This window comes from Micromonospora sp. RTBAU3-60 (assembly GCF_054963695.1).
In genome coordinates this window covers 37,086-57,664 of the sequence record NZ_JBUEGB010000040.1, presented here as the reverse complement: position 1 = coordinate 57,664, position 20,579 = coordinate 37,086, and the positions used below count along the sequence as shown (strand labels likewise).

The 20,579-nt window shown below is 70.1% G+C and carries 21 protein-coding genes; 10 read left to right on the top strand and 11 right to left on the bottom strand.

Going from position 1 to position 20,579, the window contains the following annotated elements; all coding sequences use genetic code 11:
• The 5 genes from ACY34I_RS28240 to ACY34I_RS28220 form a co-directional block, all read left to right on the top strand.
• A partial coding sequence (locus ACY34I_RS28240) for an RNA-guided endonuclease InsQ/TnpB family protein (protein WP_462758077.1) occupies nt 1-844 on the top strand: 844 nt, incomplete at its 5' end.
• Nucleotides 845-1,509: 665 nt separating this feature from the next.
• Nucleotides 1,510-1,965, top strand: a complete 456-nt coding sequence (locus ACY34I_RS28235) for a pyridoxamine 5'-phosphate oxidase family protein (protein ID WP_462758076.1) — start codon at nt 1,510-1,512, stop codon at nt 1,963-1,965.
• Nucleotides 1,966-2,151: 186 nt separating this feature from the next.
• Entirely contained in the window at nt 2,152-2,613 is a 462-nt protein-coding gene (locus ACY34I_RS28230; RefSeq protein WP_462758075.1) for an SRPBCC family protein, read from the top strand.
• A complete protein-coding gene (locus ACY34I_RS28225) occupies nt 2,610-2,960 on the top strand; it encodes an ArsR/SmtB family transcription factor (RefSeq protein WP_148804101.1) in 351 nt (116 codons plus the stop codon). The genes ACY34I_RS28230 and ACY34I_RS28225 overlap by 4 nt, the downstream gene beginning before the upstream one ends.
• Nucleotides 2,961-2,992: 32 nt before the next feature.
• On the top strand, nt 2,993-3,436 hold the full coding sequence (locus tag ACY34I_RS28220) for an SRPBCC family protein (protein ID WP_462758074.1): 444 nt from the start codon (nt 2,993-2,995) through the stop codon (nt 3,434-3,436).
• A gap of 164 nt (nt 3,437-3,600) precedes the next feature.
• Here ACY34I_RS28220 and ACY34I_RS28215 read toward each other — a convergent pair whose 3' ends face one another.
• Together ACY34I_RS28215 and ACY34I_RS28210 are read right to left on the bottom strand one after the other, a co-directional pair.
• On the bottom strand, nt 3,601-4,833 hold the full coding sequence (locus tag ACY34I_RS28215) for a cytochrome P450 (RefSeq protein WP_462758073.1): 1,233 nt from the start codon (nt 4,831-4,833) through the stop codon (nt 3,601-3,603).
• 58 nt (nt 4,834-4,891) lie between these two features.
• Entirely contained in the window at nt 4,892-6,853 is a 1,962-nt protein-coding gene (locus ACY34I_RS28210) for an amino acid adenylation domain-containing protein (protein WP_462758072.1), read from the bottom strand.
• A 339-nt stretch (nt 6,854-7,192) separates the two neighbouring features.
• Between ACY34I_RS28210 and ACY34I_RS28205 the strand changes: the two genes are divergently transcribed.
• A complete protein-coding gene (locus ACY34I_RS28205) occupies nt 7,193-7,678 on the top strand; it encodes a GNAT family N-acetyltransferase (RefSeq protein ID WP_462758070.1) in 486 nt (161 codons plus the stop codon).
• On the opposite strand, the gene ACY34I_RS28200 is transcribed toward ACY34I_RS28205, so the two are convergent.
• The 8 genes from ACY34I_RS28200 to ACY34I_RS28165 form a co-directional block, all read right to left on the bottom strand.
• Complete coding sequence (locus tag ACY34I_RS28200) at nt 7,668-9,140, bottom strand: class I adenylate-forming enzyme family protein (protein ID WP_462758068.1); 1,473 nt, start codon at nt 9,138-9,140, stop codon at nt 7,668-7,670. The genes ACY34I_RS28205 and ACY34I_RS28200 overlap by 11 nt on opposite strands.
• A gap of 1 nt (nt 9,141) precedes the next feature.
• Nucleotides 9,142-9,543 (bottom strand): hotdog fold domain-containing protein, encoded by a 402-nt coding sequence (locus ACY34I_RS28195; protein ID WP_462758066.1) that lies wholly within the window; start codon nt 9,541-9,543, stop codon nt 9,142-9,144.
• Entirely contained in the window at nt 9,540-10,010 is a 471-nt protein-coding gene (gene acpS / locus ACY34I_RS28190) for a holo-ACP synthase (RefSeq protein ID WP_462758064.1), read from the bottom strand. The genes ACY34I_RS28195 and acpS overlap by 4 nt, the downstream gene beginning before the upstream one ends.
• Nucleotides 10,007-11,275 (bottom strand): alanine racemase, encoded by a 1,269-nt coding sequence (locus ACY34I_RS28185; protein ID WP_462758062.1) that lies wholly within the window; start codon nt 11,273-11,275, stop codon nt 10,007-10,009. Before ACY34I_RS28185 ends, acpS begins: the two co-directional genes overlap by 4 nt.
• The gene (locus tag ACY34I_RS28180; RefSeq protein ID WP_462758061.1) at nt 11,272-12,078 is read right to left on the bottom strand and encodes a hypothetical protein; all 807 of its coding nucleotides are present in this window, start codon (nt 12,076-12,078) and stop codon (nt 11,272-11,274) included. Before ACY34I_RS28180 ends, ACY34I_RS28185 begins: the two co-directional genes overlap by 4 nt.
• The gene (locus ACY34I_RS28175; protein ID WP_462758059.1) at nt 12,075-12,335 is read right to left on the bottom strand and encodes an acyl carrier protein; all 261 of its coding nucleotides are present in this window, start codon (nt 12,333-12,335) and stop codon (nt 12,075-12,077) included. The genes ACY34I_RS28180 and ACY34I_RS28175 overlap by 4 nt, the downstream gene beginning before the upstream one ends.
• Nucleotides 12,336-12,400: 65 nt before the next feature.
• A complete protein-coding gene (locus tag ACY34I_RS28170; RefSeq protein WP_462758057.1) occupies nt 12,401-13,369 on the bottom strand; it encodes a 3-oxoacyl-ACP synthase III family protein in 969 nt (322 codons plus the stop codon).
• Nucleotides 13,366-14,541: a nitric oxide synthase oxygenase gene (locus ACY34I_RS28165; RefSeq protein WP_462758056.1), complete on the bottom strand. Its 1,176-nt coding sequence runs from the start codon at nt 14,539-14,541 to the stop codon at nt 13,366-13,368. Before ACY34I_RS28165 ends, ACY34I_RS28170 begins: the two co-directional genes overlap by 4 nt.
• Before the next feature lie 157 nt (nt 14,542-14,698).
• Between ACY34I_RS28165 and ACY34I_RS28160 the strand changes: the two genes are divergently transcribed.
• From ACY34I_RS28160 to sbnB, 3 genes are all read left to right on the top strand, one after another.
• Nucleotides 14,699-15,967 carry a pyridoxal-phosphate dependent enzyme gene (locus ACY34I_RS28160; RefSeq protein WP_462758055.1) on the top strand — a complete coding sequence of 423 codons (1,269 nt, stop codon included), beginning with the start codon at nt 14,699-14,701 and terminating at the stop codon, nt 15,965-15,967.
• Nucleotides 15,968-16,237: 270 nt separating this feature from the next.
• Nucleotides 16,238-17,206: a 2,3-diaminopropionate biosynthesis protein SbnA gene (gene sbnA / locus ACY34I_RS28155; protein ID WP_462758054.1), complete on the top strand. Its 969-nt coding sequence runs from the start codon at nt 16,238-16,240 to the stop codon at nt 17,204-17,206.
• Entirely contained in the window at nt 17,199-18,167 is a 969-nt protein-coding gene (gene sbnB, locus ACY34I_RS28150; RefSeq protein ID WP_462758053.1) for a 2,3-diaminopropionate biosynthesis protein SbnB, read from the top strand. Before sbnA ends, sbnB begins: the two co-directional genes overlap by 8 nt.
• Here sbnB and ACY34I_RS28145 read toward each other — a convergent pair.
• On the bottom strand, nt 18,157-20,127 hold the full coding sequence (locus ACY34I_RS28145; protein ID WP_462758052.1) for a condensation domain-containing protein: 1,971 nt from the start codon (nt 20,125-20,127) through the stop codon (nt 18,157-18,159). The genes sbnB and ACY34I_RS28145 overlap by 11 nt on opposite strands.
• Nucleotides 20,128-20,389: 262 nt before the next feature.
• Between ACY34I_RS28145 and ACY34I_RS28140 the strand changes: the two genes are divergently transcribed.
• Nucleotides 20,390-20,578, top strand: a complete 189-nt coding sequence (locus tag ACY34I_RS28140; protein ID WP_462758051.1) for an MbtH family protein — start codon at nt 20,390-20,392, stop codon at nt 20,576-20,578.
• The last annotated feature ends 1 nt before the right edge of the window (nt 20,579 follow it).

Genomic DNA, 20,579 nt, shown 5'->3' with positions numbered 1-20,579 from the left:
GCGGTCCCGGTATCCGCGCTTCAAGTCCAAGCGCAAGTCGCGAGCGTCGGCGGAGTACACGCGTTCCGCGTTCCGCTGGCGTGACGGCCGGCTCACCCTGGCCAAGATGACCGCGCCGCTGGACATCGTGTGGTCGCGGCCTCTGCCCGAGGGGGCGGAACCGTCGACGGTCACGGTGTCTCGGGACGCCGCCGGACGCTGGTTCGTGTCCCTGCTGGTCGAGGACCCCACGGTGACGCCCATGACTCCGGTCGATGCCGAGGTTGGTGTGGACGCGGGGATCACCAGTCTGCTCACCCTGTCCCGCCCGATCAGCGGGGTGAGTGACGAGCAGGGCAAGGTGACCAACCCGCGGTACGGGCAGGCCGACCGGCGCAAGCTCGCCAAGGCGCAGCGCGACTTGGCCCGCAAACAGGAGGGCTCCGCGAATCGGGCGAAGGCCCGAATGAAGGTGGCCCGGATCCATGCCCGGATCGCCGACCGGCGGCGGGATCATTTGCACAAGCTGACCACTCGGCTCGTCCGTGAGACCCAAACGGTCGCGATCGAAGACCTCAGCGTGCGCAACATGCTCCGCAACCGCCGCCTGGCCCGCGTCATCTCTGATGCGGCCTGGGGTCAGTTCCGCAGGATGCTGGAGTACAAGGCCGACTGGTATGGGCGTGAGGTGATCCCCGTTGACCGGTGGTTGCCCACGTCCAAAACCTGCTCGGGGTGTGGTTGGATCAACACCGCGCTCGCCCTCAATGTCCGTGTCTGGACGTGCCCGGGTTGCGGGGTTGAGCACGATCGGGACATCAACGCTGCCAAGAACATCCTCGCCGCCGGGCTGGCGGAGAGGTAAAACGCCTGCGGAGCTGACGTAAGACCTCAAGGGAAAATCCTCCCGGAAAGGCAGCCGGCGATGAAACAGGAAACCTCACGGGCGACCGTGAGACTCCCGGCCCTTCAGGGCCGGGAGGATGTCAACGCTGGGTATCTTCGACACACCCGCTTCACCGAGCTGGTCGGCATGCCGCCCAGCGCCTACCGGCGCGCAACGGGAGCTGCGGCGGGGGTGCCCCCGCGTGTGGCAAAGCAGGTGACGAGACCGATCAGGATTCACGAAGCGTCGGTCGCCGAGCCGCAACTAGCGTGATCTCCTTGACATCCATCGAATCCGTCACCCTCGACGTGGGCCCGGGTCGGGTCACGTCAAGCTGACGCTGTACCGGCGCCGTGCCCTCGCCAAGGACGTCGGCGTCGCTCCCGACGGCACCGGATCGCACCGGCTCATGGTCGGTGGCGATGCCGGGCCGTTCACCGACCCGGACGGGTTCGCCTGGGAGGCCGTATCACCGGCACCCACACGCCGTGACGTGTCGCTGCCGGCTGCGAGAATCCGGTACCCGCAAGGCCAAGCGCTGGAGACCGTGGCGTACGCGAAGCCCACGGCCCGCTGAACCAACCGATGACCGACGGAGCCCGCCCCAGACCGGACGGGCTCTCCACGAAGTGACTGGAGGAAGTATGACGGGCGCGCCGCCGCGTGGACTTGACGAGAGACTGCGCGACACTCGCGCGAGACTGGAGAGCGACGTTGATCTCTGGATCGCGACGTCGGGCTCCCCGGGTGGCGTCCACCTCATCCCGCTCTCGTACCTCTGGGACGGGACCGCGTTCCTCATCTCGACGCCGCGCGCCTCGGTGACCGGCCGCAACCTGCTGGCGGACGGCCGGGTGCGCCTCAGCCTCGGGCCGACCCGCGACGTCGTCATCGTCGACGGCACCGCCGAGCCGGTGGACATCGCTGACCTCGCCCCCGGGACGGGCGACGCGTTCGCCACCAAAACCGGCTTCGACCCGCGCGAGCTCGACGAGCCCTACCAGTACTTCCTGATCCGGCCGCGGCGCATCCAGGCCTGGCGTGAGGCGAACGAGCTGCGGGGACGCCACCTCATGCGCGACGGTCGCTGGCTTGGTTGACCGCCGCCCGGGAGCCGCCAGCCCCGCCAGGCGGCCCGCCGGTGGCGGCGCACGTGTGCGCCGCCACCGGCACCGCCATCTGCCGCCCAGCTCGTAATGTCTGATACCCCGAAGCGCAACTGATGGTTGCGTGATGCCGACCTTCCGGGTAACGTCATGCGCAACCAAACGTTGCAGGAGGGTGTCATGGAGTTCGGAACCATCGAGCGCGAGATCTACGTCGAGGCGTCGCCCGAGATCGTCTTCGAGGTGGTGAGCAGTCCCGACCACCTCAAGCAGTGGTGGCCGGACGACGCCCGGTACGACCCGACGCCAGGGTCGGCGGGGGAGATCGTCTTCGGCGACCCCGAGGCCGGCGGGGGAGTGGTGCCGTTCACCGTCGTCGACGCGCGACCGCCGCGGATGTTCTCGTTCCGGTGGACCCACCCGGCCGGTGAGACCGCGGCGGAGGGCAACTCGCTGCTGGTCACCTTCAACCTGACCCCGTCGCGCGGCGGGACGCTGCTCAAGATGACCGAGACCGGCTTCCGCGAGATGGGCTGGGAGATCGCTGTCCTGGAGCAGCAGTACCAGGAGCACGTCAAGGGCTGGGACTTCTTTCTGCCGCGACTGGCGCCGTACGTCGCGACGCTGCGGGTGCGGCCATGAGCGCCGCGGTGGCCGAGAAAATCGACGACGACCTCTGGTCCGCGATCGGGGACCCGACTCGGCGTCGAATGCTCGACCTGCTGCTCATCGACGGGGACGGCACCGCGACCACGCTGAGCCAACAGATGCCCGTCACCCGTCAGGCGGTCGCCAAGCACCTCGGTGTCCTCGACCGGGTCGGGCTGGTCCGGGCGACGCCGGCGGGCCGGGAGAAGCGGTACCGCGTGGACGACGCCCAGCTCGCCCGCGCGGTAGCTCAGCTGTCGTCAGTCGGTTCGGCGTGGGATGCCCGGCTGCAGCGGATCAAGCGGATCGCTGAGGCGATCCAGCGCACCCAACAGGACTGACAACGAGACTGACGAGATCAGGGAGAGCCGAGATGGTGGACATTCTGCACCGGGTCGGGGTCAAGACCCCGACGCCGGAGACGGTGTACGACGCGCTGACGACCGTCGAGGGTCTCGCCGGCTGGTGGACCGACGACACGAAGGGCAGTGGCGAGGTCGGCGGCGTCCTCGAGTTCCGGTTCCCGGTCGGTGGCTTCGACATGGAGGTCGTCGAGCTGCGGCCGTCCGAGCGGGTGGCGTGGCGGGTGGTCGACGGGCCCGAGGAGTGGATCGGGACCACGATCGACTGGGACCTCCGCCAGGACGGCGACTACACGATCGTGCTGTTCAAGCACCGGGGCTGGAAGGAGCCGGTGGAGTTCATGCACCACTGCAGCACCAAGTGGGGCACGTTCCTGATGAGTCTGAAGTCGCTGGTGGAGACTGGCGAGGGCGCACCGGCGCCGCGGGATGTGCGGATCAGCGACTGGCACTGAGCCGGATCGGATGATGCAGCTCGCCGTGGCCGATCCGCCCACGGCGAGCGTCCGATCGTTCTTCGCCACCGCCAGCGGCAGCCCGGACAGGTAGTGGCGTACCCGAGTCCTCAGCTTCGCCCGAGGTCGTGTACGAGACGACATCCGTAAGTGCCCTTGCGGTGTCAGTCAGACGGTGCCGCCGAGAGAACTGTGACCGGCTGCTGGGTGGTGCCGAGGATGAAATTGGACCGCAACCGGACCACCGGTGCGGCCGGCGCGAGTCTCAGCCGGCGTCGGATCACCTGGTCGAAAACCCGTTCCAGCTCCGCGCGTCCGACCGATGCGCCGATGCACCGGTGGATACCCGCCCCGAAGGTCAGGTGCCGGTTGGGGCTGCGGTCGAGGTCGAAGCGGTGCGGGTCCGGGAACCGGGACTCGTCGCGATTGGCCGACACGTTCCACAAGGTGACCGAGTCGCCCGGCTGGATGATCGTGCCGCGCATCTCGATCTTCCGCGTCGCCACCCGCTGGACGTAGGCGTTCGTGCTGCTCCAGCGCAACACCTCGTCGATGAGGGTCTCAGGTGTCCTGTCGTGCTTGAGGACCCGGTCGTACTGCTCGCTGTGCTGCATCAGCGCCTCCATCCCCGTGCATGCGCTGTAGGAGGACGTCTCGTTGCCCCCGACGGCGACATTCATGCAGTTGTAGAGCACGTCCTCAACCGGCGCCGGCCGCCCGTTGACCCGCGCCCGCGATAGGACGCTGACCACGTCGTCACCCGACCGGCCGCGCCGCTCATCGATCAGATCCTCGAAGAAGCCGAAGATCTCGCCCTGCACGGACGCCAGATAGGTCCGGTCGCTCTCCCTCCCCTGGGTCCAGAAGGGGTCCCGGAACCCGATCATGCGCCGGGTGAGCAGGACCAGCCGCCGGGCGTCGGCGTGACCGATCCCGAACATCACCATGACCGCCCCGGTGGGCAGTTCGATGGCGATGTCCTGGGCGAAGTCGCCGCCGCCGTCGGCGGTCAGCCGGTCGAAGGCCGCACGTAGCAGGCCGTCGATCTGCATCGCGCACCGCTGGACCATGCTCGGGGAGAACAAGACGTGCATCTGCTGTCGCAGCAGCCGGTGTCGCGGTGGATCACTCGCCACGAGCATCCGGTTCGCGGCCGTGTCGGAGTCGCTGCGGAAGGAGCCGCCGAGCATGGCGCCCCTCGCCGAGCTGAAGACGCTGTGGTTGACGTATGCCTCGGACACCTCGTCGTAGCGGGTCAGCGCCCAGAAGCCGCCGCCGTCCATCGGATTCCAGTGGAGTCGGTCCTGGCGGCGCAGGACCTCGAACAGGGCATGGTGTTCGCCCCGGACGAACGTGTCGACGTCTGCCAGGTCGATCGCGGGCGCGTCGTCGCTCATCGATCCACCACCCTTTCGGTCGGGCGGACAGAGGCGTGGGACGGCTGGTGCTGGTGATTCATGCAGGCACCTCCCGGCCGTTCCGCGCCTGCGCGATGAACGCGGCCAGATCACGCAGGCCGCTGTTGTCGAGGATGGCCGCCAACTCGATCTGCACGCCGAGGTCGCGGCGGATCCGCCGCTGCAACCGGAACGCCAGCAGGGAGTGTCCGCCGAGATCGAAGAAGTCATCGGCCGCGCCGACCTGCTCGACGCAGAGCAACTCCTGCCACACCCGAGCGACGTACCGTTCCTCCTCGGTGCTGACCGGCACGTGGGCGGCCCGCTGACGCCGGTGGTCCTGAATGAGGTCGTCGATCGCCCCCATGTCGCGCTTGCCGTGGTCGTTTGCCGGGATCTCCGGCACGGTTATGAAGGCGGCGGGCACCAGGTAGTCGGGCAGTTCCGCCACCGCCCAGTCACGCAGCGCCGACACCGTGAAGTCGCCGTCCGGGACGACGACCGCGACAAGGTGGCGGTCCTCGTTGTCCCCGACGGCCGTCACCACCGCCTGACGGACCATGGCAGAGCCGGTCAGGAAGCTCTCGACCTCACCCGGCTCGACCCGATAGCCGCGAACCTTGACCTGGTCGTCAACCCGGCCGACGAACTCCAGCAGGCCGTCCTCCCGCCAGCGCGCGAGATCCCCGGTGGCGTACATGCGCGACCCGGCGGGGCCGAAGGGATCCGGTCGGAACCGGGCCGCGGTGAGCACGGGATCGCCGAGGTAGCCGCGGGCCACTCCGACACCGGCGATGTGGAGCTCGCCGACCTCACCGGCCGGGGCCGGCCGCAGCGTCCGATCCAGGACGTGTGCCTCAACCCCCGTCAGCGGCCGACCGATCGGCACGCTGCGACCGCTGCGGCCGACCTCGGTGATCTCGTACGCCGTGCAGGCGGTGGTCGCCTCGGTCGGGCCGTAGAGGTTGACGAAGCGGCCGTCGAAGGAACTGGCCAGCAGCTCGCGGCAGGCGTCGGGCAGAACGACGTCCCCGCCGGTGTGCAGGATCCGCAGCGACGAGAATGCCTCGCTGTCCTCGCGCATCACCTGGTTCAGCGCCATCGTGGGCACCAACATGGCGGTGATCTGACGCCGTCGTACCTCTCGCTGAATGTCCATGCCGATGAGCTCGGACATCCTCGGCAGGACCACCACCTCCGCACCGGCGGCGAGAGCGCACCACGTCTCGAAGTGGAACGCGTCGAAGGACAGGCTCGAGACGTGGCCGACGCGGTCCCGGTGGGACAGCTCCGGCATCGCCGGGTTGCCCGCGAACCCGACGAGATTGCCGTGCGTCAGCACCACGGGCTTGGGAGTGCCGGACGACCCAGAGGTGAACAGGACGCAGGCGGCGGAGTCCGCCGTGACGGTCGGCTCCCAGGCACCCTGTTCGGGCGCCGCCTGAGCACTGCGCCAGCCCATCACCTCGGCCTCGACGTCGATCAGCGAGCCGGACCGCTCCGGATCGACCAGCACCAGGCTCGTCCCGCTCAACCTGATCATGAGATCGCGGCGACCCTCCGACAACCGGGTGTCGATCGCCACGTAGGCGCCGCCCGCCTTGAGGATGCCGAGCATCGCCACGAAGACGTCGACCCCGCGAGGCAGCCAGATCGCGACCCGGTGCTCCGGCCGCACGCCCCGGCGCCGCAGCTCGCCGGCCAGGATGGTCGACCGGTCGTCCAGGTCGCGGTAGGTCAACCGCTGGTCGCCATCGGAGATCGCCGCCCGGTCGGGAAAACGGGCGACCACGTCGGCGAAGAGCGTGAGCAGGTCGTTGCCGCCCGCGGTGGCCGCGCCGGTCAGCGGAGCGGTCGGGTCGGGCCACCGCTCGGCCACCGCGCGGGCGCAGGTCTCCCAGTCACCCGCCACGCCGACCCCCTGCCACCCCTCAGGGGTCGGGGAATCCGCCGACCATACGCTGTACTGCCCCAGGTTGTTGCGGACGACGACCAGAGCGTCGCTGCCGAAATCGGCCATCCATGCCTCCTCATTGAGCGGTCTCCACGACAGGTGGATGACCGGCGCCCGGATTCAGTCGGTCGGTGACCACACCACGCCGCCCGATGCTCATGACCGGCCGGCGACGCCGCATCGTCGATGCACGCGATGTTCGCCGTGCGTTGGCGCGGGACGCGGCCGCGCCGCGAGGGAACCGCCCGGGCGACGGACGGGGCCGACGGTGGCGACCCGGTCCTGGCCGGGGGCCTGGAGCCGCCGACGTCGCCGCCAACCGCACACCGGACCGACGGCTCGCCGGGGACCCCGCGACACGCGGACGATTTGGCGGTCCGGTCGTCCGGAGGCAGGATGTGCGACGTGACCTCGCCTTGGCCGGAGAAGCTGATCGTCCGTCCGTTGACTGTGGCCGACGCCGAGCGGATCGCCCAGTGGCGGTACGACGGTCCGTGGAAGGTCTACGACTCCCGGCCGGAGGACGGCCTGATGAGTGACAACCCGGACTATCTCGCCGTGGCGGGGGCCGACGGGGGACCGCTGGTCGGGTTCTGCTGCGCCGGCGTGGAGGCCATGGTGCCCGGGCTGCCCGTCGTCGACGGTGTCCTCGACGTGGGTGTGGGGATGGACCCCGCGCTCGTCGGGCAGGGGCACGGCCTGCATTTCGCCACTGCGGTTCTCGACCACTACCGCACCATCAGGCGAGCGGACCGGCTGCGCGCAGTGGTGCAGGCGTGGAACGAGCGCAGCCTTCGGTTGACCAGGTCGCTTGGTTTCGCCGAGGCCGGTGAACACGTCTGTGAGCAGGACGGGCAGCAGGTGACGTACAAGGTCCTCCTCACCGCCTGAGCTCGCCCGCCAGCCGACACAGGGCGGCACGGTCGACCTTTCCGTTGGCTGTGAGGGGCAGGTCGGAGACCACCTCGCACATCGACGGCACCTTCGACGGCTCGATGACGGCCCGCATCGCGCTGAGGACCTCGTGGCTCTCGGCGTTGCTGACGACGAAGAGGACAGTGGGTCGACCATCCGCGGGCGGCAGGACGGCAGCGGCGCTGACCATGGAGGTGCGCATGGCGGCCGCTTCGACTTCGGTGGCGCTGACCCGGAAGCCGCGCTCCTTGTAGATGTCGTCGCGCCGCCCGTCGAAGTGCAGGTAGCCCTCCGCATCCAGGTAGCCGTAGTCGCCGGTGCGTAGCTCGGGAAACAAGCCCTCGCGGCGCGGAAAGCGTTCGGCGGTCAGTTCCGGCCGCCGCCAGTAACCAGCCATGACGTGCGGGCCGCGCACCACGATCTCGCCGATTTCGCCGGGCGGCAGCGGGCGCCCGTCCGCCCCGACGATGATCACCTCGGTGCCGGGCAGGGCCCGTCCGCAGGAACCGGGCCGCTCCAGGTCGCCGCCGGCCGGCATGATCGTCGCCCGCTTGCACTCGGTCAGGCCGTACATCAGGTGCACGCGCAGCTCCGGCAGGGCGGCTCGCAACGCCTTGACCGTCTCGGTGGACAATGCCGCACCGGTGTTGGTGAGGAGGCGAAGCGGGAGCGTCCGCTGGGCCCGGCGAGTCAGCCAGGCCAGCGACTGCGCGAGCGCGGGCACGGCGGGAAGCACCGTCACTCGGTGCCGGGCAAGTTGCGACAGCAGGGCGGGGCCGGCCGCGCCGGCGCCGGCGAGAACCAGGTGCGCGCCGCTGACACAGGCCAGGAAGACCTGGTACAGGCCGTAATCGAACGACAGCGGCAGGACGCAGAAGATGACATCGTCATGGCGGTAGCCGAGGACCGACTGGATCGCCGCAACGGCGAAGACCATCTGCTGGTGGGTGCTGACGACCGCCTTCGGTAGCGCTGTCGTGCCGGACGTGTAGATCATGCAGGCCGGGTCGACGGCCAACGGCGTTGGACCGTCCGGTGGGCCGGATGTCGCGTCATCGGCGAGCAGTTCCTGCCAGCTCTGGGCCGCCCCGGCGCCGGCCAGGACCTCCGGGTCGTCGGTGACGACCAGGAGGGCCTCGCTGTCGGTCAGAACATGCTCGAGCGGGACGCCGCGCACCTGTTCGTGCAGCACGCAGAAGACGGCACCGGTCCGAGCCACGGCGAACAGCAGGGCCGGCAACAGGTGCAGGTGGCTGCCGACCGCCACCACGACCCGGTCGCCGCGGCGGACGCCGAGACGGCGCAGTCGAGCGGCGATGGCCTGGCTGCGCTGGTGCAGCTCGGCGTAGGTGGCGGTCTGCCCGGCGGCGCTCACGGCGGGCCGCTCCGGCCAGGCCGTGGCGGCCTCGGTCAGCAGGTCGTGCAGCAGAACGGGCATCTCAGGCCGACTTTCGGCGGCGAGCGACCGCATAAGGGATGACCACGGTGGCGGTGGCCCGGGCCACGACCTCCGGCTCGGCGAGGAACTCGGCGGCCGCAGCCGCGGCGGCGTACCGGGCGGCGATGACCCGGCGTGCTTCGCACTCGACCTCGCGCCGCAGCGCCGTCATCCTGGTGACCCTCGCCTCCACCTCAAGGTAATCGCCAGGGTGCACCGGTGCCAGGAACTGCACCCGCTCGTAACCGGACAGCAGTCCCTCCACGCCGTCCGTGCGAATGGCCACCTCGGTCACGAGGTCGCCGAAGAGGCGCAGGATGAAGGCACCGTCGACGAGGTCGCCACCGTAGTGGGCGTGTTCCTGGCCGACCCGTAACCGCAGGTGGGTGGTCAGAAGACTCATCGGCCTACCCCTTCCAGATCCAGGCCGGCGGCCATCGCCCCCGCGATCTGCTCGGCGGCGGACTGGTGATCGGCGTCCCCACTCCCGGCGCCGGAACCGGCGATGGCGACGGCGGCGACCGTGGCGTGCTTGTGCGCGATGGACACCGCCACGGCACCCACGTCGAGCCGCCGCGCGACCTCCGCCGCAGCCCCGTGCAGGGTCACCTGCGGCGCACCGGCGTCGGTACGCCCAATCTCGATCTGCGCAGCCCGCACCCCGCCGCCGAAGCCGGAGCCGAGGAGCTTGGCGACGGCTTCCTTGGCCGCGAACCGGCCGGCCAGGAACTCCTCGCGTCGGCTGCCGGTCAGTGTTTCCCCGTACGACAGCTCCGCCGGCGTGAACGTGGTGGCCAGGAACCACGGGCGAGTCGACAGTGCGACGAGATCATCGACGCGGAGCAGGTCGATCCCGATGCGGGTGGTCATCGCGGTGCCGACGTGGGGAAAGGAACCAGGCGCTGAGGCTCCAGCAGCGAGGCGGGAGTGTCCCGCACCCGGACGAGATGGGCGATGCCGTCGTGGACCATTACCTCGGCCGGGAAGCCGTGGCTGAGGAACAGACCCGGTGATGCCGTTGGACCGTAGGCACCGGACCGGCCCACCCCAAGGAGGTCGCCGGGGCGCAGCTCCGGCAGCGTGACCCGCTTGGCGAGGAGGTCGTTGGGCGTGCACAGCGGGCCGGTGACGTTGTACGTGAGCGGTTCGGTCCCGGTGCCGGCGACGAGCGCCACGGGGAAGTTCCGCCGGACGAAACTACCGATCCCGACCGCGGCCAGGTGGTGGTTCGTGCCTCCGTCGGCCACCGCGAACAGTTCTCCCATGGACTCCTTGACGTCCAGGACGCGTACCAGATAGGTGCCGGCGGTGGCGGTGAGGAAACGTCCCAGCTCCATGATGAGCCGGCAGTCCGGCCGGCGCCGCACGAAGCCGTCGATCGCCGCGTTGACCCCGGCGATCGCACTGTCGAGGTCGAGGTCCTTCTCCTGTTCGAAGTACGCCACGCCCAGACCACCGCCGACGTCCACCATCGACAGCGGCAGGCCGACCTCGTCCGCCAGGCTCTCCGCCAGCCCGAGGATTCCTTCGGTGTTGTGCACGACGTCCTGCCACGCCAGGTAGCGCGTCCCCAGGTAGACGTGCACCCCCTCCGGCCGGATGTTGGCCAGCCCGGCGAGCACTGACCGCTCGCGGCGGAGCACGTTGACGTCGATGCCGAACTGGCGCGGCCGGCCGCCCATCGCCAGCCCGGCCCCCTTGTTCGCCAGATCCGCGTTGAGCCGCAGCAGGACCGCCTGCGGACGGGTCGCTCGTCGATCCAGTTCGACCAGCTCGCGCAACGATTCACAGACCACGGCCCGCACGCCGTGCTCCAGGCAGGCGGCCAGCTCGGCACCGGTCTTACCGGGACCGAGGAAGATGATCCGGTCCGCCGGCACGCCCGCCGCCAGCGCCGTGATCAGCTCGGCGTGCGAGGAGACCTCGGCTCCGGCGCCGAGGGAGTGCAGAAACGCACACACGCTGACGTTCGGGTTCGCCTTGAGCGAGTAGTAGATGTCCGTCGCAGGATGCAGCCGCTCGCGGACGGCGCGGTAGTTGTGCGCCAGCACGTCGCTGTCGTAGACGTACAGCGGGGTGCCGAAGCGCTCGGCCAGCTCCGCCGCGCCGATGCCCTGGAACCGTAGCTCGGTCACGTGAGGCGACCGGTGTCGAAGACCGCGAGGTGGCTGCGGTCGGGATAGCGGGGGTCGGCCTCGGCCAGGACGAGGCGGTCGTACGTGCCCGCCCACGCCGACCAGTGTCGGCCGAGCTCGAACCAGGGCCCGAGGCTGTAGGTCGGGATGCTGTCGCTGCGGTGCACGTCGGCGCCCGCGGCGGAAATGTCGAGGTGCGCGCCGCTGACCACCAGGGTGGCGCCCCTGACCTGCTCCGCCACCGCATCGGCGATCCGGGAGCGCGGGACAGGGGCCACTGAGACGAGTGCCGGCACGGCGGACGCCTCGAGGACCAGCAGGACGCCGGCATCGGCGGGCCGCAGCCGCTTGACCAGGTCGTCGTCGACCGGCAGCGTGGCCTGCTCAAGGATCAACACGACCGTCCGGTCCGCCTGGCCCAGCCGGTCGTAAGCGGAGGCGATCTGCAACGCCGTGAACGCGGCGGCGACACCCTGCTCGCTGACGGCCATGTTGCGCCCGACCCCGCCTAGTTGGGACATGACCCGGGACGAGACGCTGTGGAACGGCTGCAGGTCAGGCAGCGCGTACGCGACCAGCACCAGGTCGGGTTCCGTCACGCTCTCGGCGGCCTCGCCGGCGATGAGCTGGTCGAAGAGGTCCGAGTGGCTGACGTGCGTGCCCTGGCTGAGCCGGTCCTCCTCCACCTTCTGACCGAAGGGTCGCAGGAGATCGGCAAGATACCGCCGCTCCTCGGGCCGGTACTCGTAGGGCTGCCCCGGCTCCGCCAGCACCGCGGTCGCCGCCCGGATGCCGAGCGTCATCGCTGCGCCGCCGGCAGGTGCCGCTGCGCCATGGCGACGAACGTGCCGACCGTCCTGAAGTCGTCCATGTCCAGGGTGTCGGGGTCCACCGAGATGCCGATGCGGTCCTCCACCCCCATGAGCAGCTCCAGGCTGGTGGTGGAGTCCAGATGGAGGTCCTCCGCGAGGCGGGTGTCGCCGGTCAGGTCCGTGACCGGCCGGCGCAGGATGTCGCCGAGCGCATCTCGCATCGCGGCGACGATGGCGTCAAACTCCATGGCCTCTCTTCCTGTTCCATAGGCGATGCCGGGTGGTCGGACCGGCGGCAACCCGCTCGGCGGGATCATCCTGCTGAGCTACGCGTGATCACCGAGGCGGTGAAGGTCGAGCCGACGCCCGTCGCCGCGAGCAGATAGTGCCGGCCAGGGACCAGCCGATCGGAGTTCGTCAGCTCCGCGTAGTTGATGAGCGGATCGGCGGCGAAGCAGTGGCTGTAGCGCGGCACATTCCCCAGGAAGATGCGGCTGCGCTCGATGCCGAAGTGCTTGGCGACCTGGCGCCAGAATGTCAGGTTCACGTTGTGCGGGACGATCAGGTCGATGTCGTCGAGAGTCAGGTCGGCGCCGGACAGCGCCCGGTCGATGACGGAGGCGAGGGCCGCGACCCGCTCATCGACAGTCTGGCGGTGCTCGACCTCCAATCGCAGGCCGTCCCAGTAGCGCCCGTAGGACCGCATGGCGTAGGAGCGGACGACATCGCCGGCGCCGTCGACGGTCACCAGGCATGCGGCCGCGCCGTCGGCGAGCAACTGGCCCATCGGGTAACACAGTTGGACCATGGGAGTGAAGGACTGCTCGCCCACGACGATCAGCGCCGAACCCCGCTGATCGGGCTCGGCCCGCAGCAGCGCTCCGGCCAAGTCGATCGCGCTGGCGGCCTGGGCGCAGTACTGCTGGGTGACGGCGAACGCCTGAGCGTGCTGCAGGCCGAGGCGCTCGGCCAGGATCTGCGCCGCGTCCAGGTAGGACGGCGTCACCTCCTGGATGGCGTGAACATAGATGAGGTAGCGGATGTCAGCGGACGCGCCGGCCTGGTCCACCACGGCGGACGCCGCCGGCACGAGCAGATCGAAGAGGTCCATCTCGGGGTCGAAGCGCAGGCGATCGAGGCCGTGGAACCGGCGCAACAGCGCCACCTGGGTCGGTGTGAGGTCCAGGTAGTCGGCCAGGTCCTCGACGGTGACCTCACGCTCGGGGAAGTGGGACGCCACCGCCTCGACGGTGATCGGGATGTCGGTCGTCGGCATACTCATGCTTCCGGCTTGGGCTGAGCGGCGCCGCCGCCGGGCGGCACCACGGGCTGGGGGAAGAAGTTCGGCAGCACGATCCTCTCGGCGTACCGGCGGTGGAAGGTCTCCGTCGTCGAGGGCGCCGACGGGGGGATCAGCCGGCGCCACCGTCCGTACACGTCGCGGCCCTGCCGGCGCTCCCGGTCCTCGTGGCGGGTCAGCGAGGCCGCCGCGAAGTGATGATCCACGATGGTCACGCCGGCCTGGTCGAAGGAGTGCAGCACCGCGGTCATCAGCTCCAGCAGCGCGCGTTCTTTCCACAGCAGCCGATCAGAGCTGGTGTCCAGACCGATCGCGGCGGCCACCCGATGCAGGAGGTTGTAGCGACTGCGGTCACCGAAGGCGCGGACCGCGATCTCGGGAACGGTGTACCAACCGGAGAAGGGCGCGGCTGTGTAGGACAGCCCGCCGATCTCCATCCGCTGGTTGGAGATCGCCGGATGGGCGTACCACCGCAGGCCCAGCTCACCCAGCCTGGGCAGGTCCGGGTGCACGATCGGGACCTGCAGCACGGCGTCGGCGGGCAGCTCGTAGCAGCGGATCGGGCCGCCGGGTGCCTGCAGCATCAGGGGCAGCACGTCGAACGGGCCGCCGGAGCCGGTCCAGCCGAGACTCTTGGCGAGGTCGGTCGAGTCGAGGCAGTCGGGGTCGCCGACGACGTCGCCGCCGGCCGTCTGGTGGCCTGCGTAGCGGACCAGCTGGGAGTTCCAGATGCGGAAGCCGTCCGCACCCGGAAGCTGCGCCGGGAACACGGTCATCACCAGCTGGATGTTGCCGCCGTTGGTGCTGCGACGGAGGTGGTTCAGGCAGGCCTCGTACATGTCGTCGGTGGTCCGGACATCGCGGGCGTCGATGACCTCCAGCCGTCGCCAGTGGGCCCGGCCGACGCAGTCGAGCGCGTTGCGCCAGGCGACTCTGGCGCCGTACCGCAGCTCGTCGGGCGTGTGCTCGTAGTGGTGGCGGGAAGCGAGGTGCTCCCGAACGGCCCCGATCCGGCCCGGATCGGGCAGCATGTCGCTCTCGCTGGTGTAGGCGCGCAGGAACTCCTCGGCTTGGGCGAGAACCTGCGAATCACGAGTGCCCGGCGCGGCTGCGCCCGTTCCTGGCGCGGACAGCCGGACGGATCCGCTTGTCATCTGTTCCCCGTTCTGCGCTCGTTACCTCCGGGCGCAACAGTGCATGAGTCTGGTGTCCACCGGCATGTCGCGGCAACCCCGGACTGCGGGTTCCGTCGATGCCGTCACCGAAACGTGACAATCATATACATCTATAGCTGCGGATGCTGCCCGCGGTTTGTCCACGTGGGATCGCGCCCCGCTTCGGCTCCTCCTCGCGCGTTGCGGACCGACGAACCTGCGGCTACAGTTCGGCGCAATTATTCGTCGACACGCAACAATCCACGGGGGCGCGATGAACGACGAGGTGCTCAATCTGCGTGCTTACTCCGGGGGGCGTCTCCTCGATCCCCGAAGCCGCGAGCCGATCAGTGAAAGTCGACTATGCGAGGTGTTCCCGGAGACACTGGCGGAGATCGAGCTGTCCACGCAGCGGACCTTCGAAGTGCCGGCGGCGCTGTGCGAGGCGTACCGCACGTACCGGCCGACGCCGATCTTCCGCGCCGATCGGTTCGCCGCCGCTCTGGGCGTGAGCACCGAGATCCTGATCAAGGATGAGGGCGCCACGCCGTCGAGCAATCACAAGATGAACAGCGCGCTCTGGATCGCCTACCACTGCGCACGGGAGGGAGTGGGCACGGTCACCACGGAGACCACCGGAAACTGGGGGGTCGCGCTCGCCCGGGCGGCCGCCACCTTCGGCGTACGCACGATCTGCTTCATCGACGCCGAGAGCGTACGCGCCCGACCGGACCGCACGGCCATGATGACGGAGGCGGGAGCCGAGGTCGTCGTGGTGGATGACGCCGAGGGGGACCCGCTGACCCTGTCGGCGAACCGGGCCATCGAGTACACCCTCGACATTCCGGATGCCCGCTACATCTTCGGCAGTGTCTACAACTACTTCATCGCCCCGCAGACCATCTCGGGCCTTGAGGCCAGGGCGGAACTGGGCGACGCGGCCCCAGACGTCGTGGTGGGCAGCTGCGGCGGGGGCGCCAACCTGCTCGGCATTGCCGGGGCCTACCTGGTGCAGCGGCTCGAGGACGGCACCGGGCCGAAGATCCTGTGCGCCGAGTCGGAGCTGTGCCCGATCGTCAGCAAGGGGGTGCCGGGCGCCTACTCGATCGACGACCACGGCTACTACCCGCTGCTGGAGACCTACGGCCTGCCCAGGCTGCTCGGGTCGGACTACATCGGCGGGCTCGGCTCGACGATCGTGGCGGCGCCCGTCGCGGACTTCCACGCCCGGGGACTGGTCGAGACGATGTGCTTCGCGCGGGAGGAGGCCTCAGCGGCGGCGACCCTGTTCGAACAGACCGAGGGGCGGCGGGTCGCGCTGGAGACCGGCTACCAGTTGGCCGCCGTGATCCGCGAAGCGCAGCGGCGCCGCACCGGGCGCATCCTCGTCAACATCAGCACCGTGCACCGTACGAGCTTTGCCTGACGGACCCTGCTGGCGCGACGGCGGCGCCGGTGATCGACGAGGTGCGGTCGGTGCCCCAGGTCCCGATCGAGGACCGCGCGCTGGCAACACAGAGGCGTCTCCAGGTTTCGGTGCGCGCCGCGCATCCGCGATCACCGCGACCCGACCGCACCGCCACGGGCCAGCCCGCCGCCAGTGGTCGGATCAGCTGGTGCCCGACGGCGGAGCTCGGCGCCGCAGGCGCTCCACACCGAACCGCCGCGCGTGCCTCGCGGAGGAAGGGCAGCCGCAGTGATATTCCAGAGCCCCGAGCAGATCGTCACCGACGACATCTTCCTGGAGCTGCCCAGCTTCGCCGCGGGCGTACGCGTGCTGCTCAAGCTCGAAGGATTCAACCCCGCCGGCTCGATCAAGCTCAAGACGGCGGTCGAGCTGATCGAGAGCCTGGAGCGGCAGGGTCGCATCGCTCCCGGCATGCGCGTCATCGAATCGTCGTCGGGAAACCTCGGCGTGGCGCTGAGCGTGGTGTGCGCCGCCAAGGGCTACGACCTGACCATCGTGACCGACCCGAACACGACCGCCGGCGCGCTGCGGCGCATCCAGGCCCTGGGCGCGCGCGTCGTGGTCATCACGAAACGCGACGCCAACGCCGGGTTCCTGGCCAGCCGGATCGAGTACATCCGGCAGGCGCTCGCCCGCGACCCGTGGCTGGTCTGGCCCAACCAGTACGCCAATCCCGCCAATCCGGCAGCCCACCACCGCCGGACCGCCGCCGCGATCCATCGGGAGTTCCCGCAGCTGGACGTTCTCATGATCGGGGCCGGCACGACCGGGACGTTGATGGGCTGCCTGTCGTACTTCCGGCAGAACAGCCCGCGTACCCGGATCGTGGCGGTCGACGCGGAAGGGTCGGTGCTGTTCGGCGGTCCCAGTCGCCAGCGCCACCTTCCCGGCCTGGGCGCCAGCCGGGTACCCGAACTGTTCGTCGACGGCGGATTCGACAAGGTGGTCGTCGCCGAGGCGGACAGCGTGCGCATGTGCCGCGCGCTGGCGCAGCGTCGGGGCCTGCTTGTCGGGGGATCGACCGGGACGGTGCTGGCCGCCGTGAAGCAGATCGAGGCGTCCCTGACGCCCGGCAGCACACTGGTCGCCATCTCGCCGGACATGGGCGAGAACTACGTGGACTCCATCTACGCGGACGGTTGGGTGAACGAGCGCTGGCCGTCGCTGTCGACCGAGGAGGAACGAATCAGTGTTTGAACTCGCCATCGTCACCGGCGGTGTGGTGAACGACATCATTCGCAGCAACCGGCAGGCGGTGGTCGACGCGGTGACGCGCGCCTACGAGTTGCACGAGGACGGCGCGACGATCAACCCCGACAGCTATTTCCTGCGCTTTCCGGACAAGCCGGACAGTCGGATCATCGCGTTGCCAGCCTACGTGGGTGGTGCCATCGACACGGTGGGCATCAAGTGGATCAGCAGCTTCCCCGGCAACCACGACCGGAACCTGCCGCGTGCCTCGGCGGTACTCATCCTCAACGACTACGCCACCGGCCGACCGATCGCCTGCCTCGAGGGCGCGGCGATCAGCGCGGCCCGCACGGCCGCCTCGGCCGCCATCGCCGCGGCGGCCGTGCAGGACGGTCGCGTGCCGCGGACCATGGCCTTCGTCGGCACGGGCGTCATCGCCCGCGCGATCGCCGCCTACCTGGACCACGTCGGGGCGGCGGCGGCCGAGGTGCTCGCCCACGACACCGAACGGCCCCGAGCCGAGCGGTTCGCGGCGGAATCCGGTGGACGCGCCGTCGACCTGGCGACCGCCATGCAGGCCGATCTCGTCGTGCTTGCCACGACCGCCGCCCGTCCCTACGTCCCGGCCGACGTGCCGCTTCGTCCCGGCCAGGTGGTGCTCAACGTGTCCCTGCGAGACCTGGAGCCGCACACGCTGCTACGGACCAACAACATCGTCGACGACATCGACCACTGCCTGAAGGCGCAGACCTCGCCACATCTGGCCGAGCAGCTGACCGGTGGCCGGGACTTCATCGACGGGACGATCGGCGCCCTGCTGTGGGGCAAGGTCAGCCTTAATCCGGAGCGCGCGACGGTGGTGTCCCCGTTCGGCCTCGGGGTGCTCGACCTCGCGGTCGGGGCGATGGTGCTCGGCGAGGCGAGAAGGGCCGGGCTCGCGGTCACCGTCGCCGACTTCATCCCGTGAGTTCCCAACCCTCGCCGAACAGCCGGACGGACACCCCGGTGCGTTGCTCACCGACGACACCCGGCCCCCCTAGGACCAGCTCACCGGGGACACCTTCGGCGGCGGGCCGACCGGAGGCATCCAGAACCGACACGTCCACCACGTCCACGGCTCCCGGCCCCAGCACCACCCCGCCGGCGGCGGCCACGGCCAGACGCGGGCGACCGCCGTAGACGACCACACCGGGCGCCACCGACGTCACTTCGGCGGTGACGGTGCAGACCTGTCCGGCCAGAGCGGCGAAGGCCCGACCGTGCAGGAAGGCCGCCGGCAGCAGCGCCGGCTCGGCGTCGCGGCGAGCCGCCACGTGGGCGGCGACGGCCGCAGCGGGGAAGTGGAGTGCGGTCTCGTCGTCCTGGTAGAAGAGCAGATCACCGAGTTCGTCGCCGAGCGGCTCGGTGGCGGGCGCCAGCAGCGGGCGGTCCAGAACGCCGGCCAGCTCCTCCCCGACACCCGGCGGCACCACCACCGAGGTCAGGGAGATCGCGTCGGCGAGCCAGGCCAGCCGCATCGGATCGTCCTCCGGGTCCAGCAGCACCGGCGTAGCGCCTTGCCGCCACGCCGCGGCCAGGCCGGCGCGCAGCGTCCGCGGGTCCGCGGCCAGCACGCCGACCACCTCGCGGGGCGGGGACGCCGGTGCGGCGGGCGGACGCACCGGCCGCGCCGGGGGATCGGGCCAGAGCCGCCCTACCGGACGATCGCCGGGAAGCTCGACGATCGCGGCGGCGGCCTGCGCGAACGTGGACAGCAGGCGTTCGAGCTGGCGGCGGGGCAGCGGGCCGATCGCGTGGTTGGCCTTCAGCCGCCAGCCGTCCTGATCCCGCTCGACCAGCAGGTCCAGATCGAACGGGGCGTGCGTCGCGGTGGTCGGCAGCGGGTTGACCTCGACTCCCTTCAGCTCGAGCCGGGTGGTCAACGCCTCCACGCCGAACATCAGCGTGAACAGCGGCTGACCCTGGCCGGACTGCCGGGCGACGGCGCTGAGCGGCACGTCCCGGCGTTCGAACGCCGCCAGCAGCGCGGCGCGCACCCGGAGCAACAGTTCGTCGACGGTGAGCCCGCCGGGCTCGCCGGTGAGGTCGACCACGACGGGCACGGTGTTGACCAGCAGGCCCACCGTGTCCATCTGCTCCTCGTCCTCACGCAGGCTGACCGGCGTCGCGACGACCAAGCGGTCCTGACCGGACAACCGCTGCACCGAGGCCGCGAACGCGGCGAACAGGACGGCGAACTCGGTCGTCCGACGCGACCGGGCGAACGCCGCCAGCCGCGCCGGGGAAGGTGCACGCATCCGCTGGTGACAAAGGTCGCCGAGGTACGGGCTGGCCACGGCGTCCGGCTGGCCGAACCTGGGCTGGGGCAGGTCGCGCAGCTCGTCGGCGACCTCGGCGGCGCGCCTGGTCAGCTCCGGCGTGACCCTGCTGCTCCGGCAGAACTCCGCGTAGCCTGGGTCGCCCGTCAGATCCGCCGCCGCACCGGCCAGCCGCGCCCGGTACGCCACGCCGAGGTCACGGTAGACGATGGCCATGGACAAGGCGTCACAGACGATGTGGTGGACGCCGATCCACAGTCGGTGCCGGTCAGGCGCCAACGCCAGCAACCGGGCGCGCAGCAACGGGCCCTCGTCCAGCCGCTGACCGTCCCAGGCCAGCTCGTCAGCGTGATCGACCAGCTCAAGCCCGTGGGCCGTCGATCCGATGAGCTGCCGAGGACCGTCGGGTGAGGCGTGGAAGGTCGCCCGTAGGGCCGGGTGACGGCCGACGACGTCCCGCACGGCCTGATCGAGGGCGGACGCGTCGAGGGGGCCGGTCAGCTCCCACCATGCCTCGACGGCGTAGGCCCGGCCCATCGGGTAGGCGCGCTCCATGAACCAGATGCCCTCCTGGGCAGGCGCGCAGGGGAGTCGGTCGATCCTCAACATGGCCCCGTGGTCCGTCGACGGTCCGTCCCTGTCGGGCGTGCGGGCCAAGCGTAGCCAAGGTCGGCCGTTCGTGCGGGGCCGTGCCGAGCCTCGCCCCGGGGCCGGCTCCCGGCCACCCGGGGCTGCCGGCGAGGACGGCCACGAGACGCCGAGCAGGCGATGATCGAAGGTTCCCTCTATTCGAGCTCCCGAATGCCTTGACAACGTCAGACGTACGAATGGAAACTGCCTGCTGGTACGCCAACGAGATCGCGGGGGAGCAGTGGAAGTCTCTAATGGCGGCGTTTTCGTCGTGGTCGTCAACGCTGAGGAGCAATTCTCTCTCTGGCCCGACCATCGAGAGATTCCGTCCGGCTGGCGCGAAGTGGGTGTGCGCGGTACCCGCGCCGAATGCCTGAGCCATATCGAGGAAAACTGGACCGACATCCGGCCGCGCAGCATGCGGGTTTGAC

What these genes read in the sequence shown, in the direction of transcription:
- ACY34I_RS28230 (WP_462758075.1), top strand. Translation starts at nt 2,152, where the DNA reads ATGGAGTTCGGAACCATCGAGCGCGAGATCTACGTCGAGGCGTCGCCC.
- ACY34I_RS28225 (WP_148804101.1), top strand. Translation starts at nt 2,610, where the DNA reads ATGAGCGCCGCGGTGGCCGAGAAAATCGACGACGACCTCTGGTCCGCG.
- ACY34I_RS28215 (WP_462758073.1), bottom strand. Translation starts at nt 4,833, where the DNA reads ATGAGCGACGACGCGCCCGCGATCGACCTGGCAGACGTCGACACGTTC.
- ACY34I_RS28195 (WP_462758066.1), bottom strand. Translation starts at nt 9,543, where the DNA reads ATGAGTCTTCTGACCACCCACCTGCGGTTACGGGTCGGCCAGGAACAC.
- ACY34I_RS28175 (WP_462758059.1), bottom strand. Translation starts at nt 12,335, where the DNA reads ATGGAGTTTGACGCCATCGTCGCCGCGATGCGAGATGCGCTCGGCGAC.
- ACY34I_RS28170 (WP_462758057.1), bottom strand. Translation starts at nt 13,369, where the DNA reads ATGAGTATGCCGACGACCGACATCCCGATCACCGTCGAGGCGGTGGCG.
- ACY34I_RS28145 (WP_462758052.1), bottom strand. Translation starts at nt 20,127, where the DNA reads ATGTTGAGGATCGACCGACTCCCCTGCGCGCCTGCCCAGGAGGGCATC.
- ACY34I_RS28220 (WP_462758074.1), top strand. Translation starts at nt 2,993, where the DNA reads ATGGTGGACATTCTGCACCGGGTCGGGGTCAAGACCCCGACGCCGGAG.
- ACY34I_RS28235 (WP_462758076.1), top strand. Translation starts at nt 1,510, where the DNA reads ATGACGGGCGCGCCGCCGCGTGGACTTGACGAGAGACTGCGCGACACT.
- acpS (WP_462758064.1), bottom strand. Translation starts at nt 10,010, where the DNA reads ATGACCACCCGCATCGGGATCGACCTGCTCCGCGTCGATGATCTCGTC.
- ACY34I_RS28210 (WP_462758072.1), bottom strand. Translation starts at nt 6,853, where the DNA reads ATGGCCGATTTCGGCAGCGACGCTCTGGTCGTCGTCCGCAACAACCTG.
- ACY34I_RS28200 (WP_462758068.1), bottom strand. Translation starts at nt 9,140, where the DNA reads ATGCCCGTTCTGCTGCACGACCTGCTGACCGAGGCCGCCACGGCCTGG.
- ACY34I_RS28180 (WP_462758061.1), bottom strand. Translation starts at nt 12,078, where the DNA reads ATGACGCTCGGCATCCGGGCGGCGACCGCGGTGCTGGCGGAGCCGGGG.
- ACY34I_RS28165 (WP_462758056.1), bottom strand. Translation starts at nt 14,541, where the DNA reads ATGACAAGCGGATCCGTCCGGCTGTCCGCGCCAGGAACGGGCGCAGCC.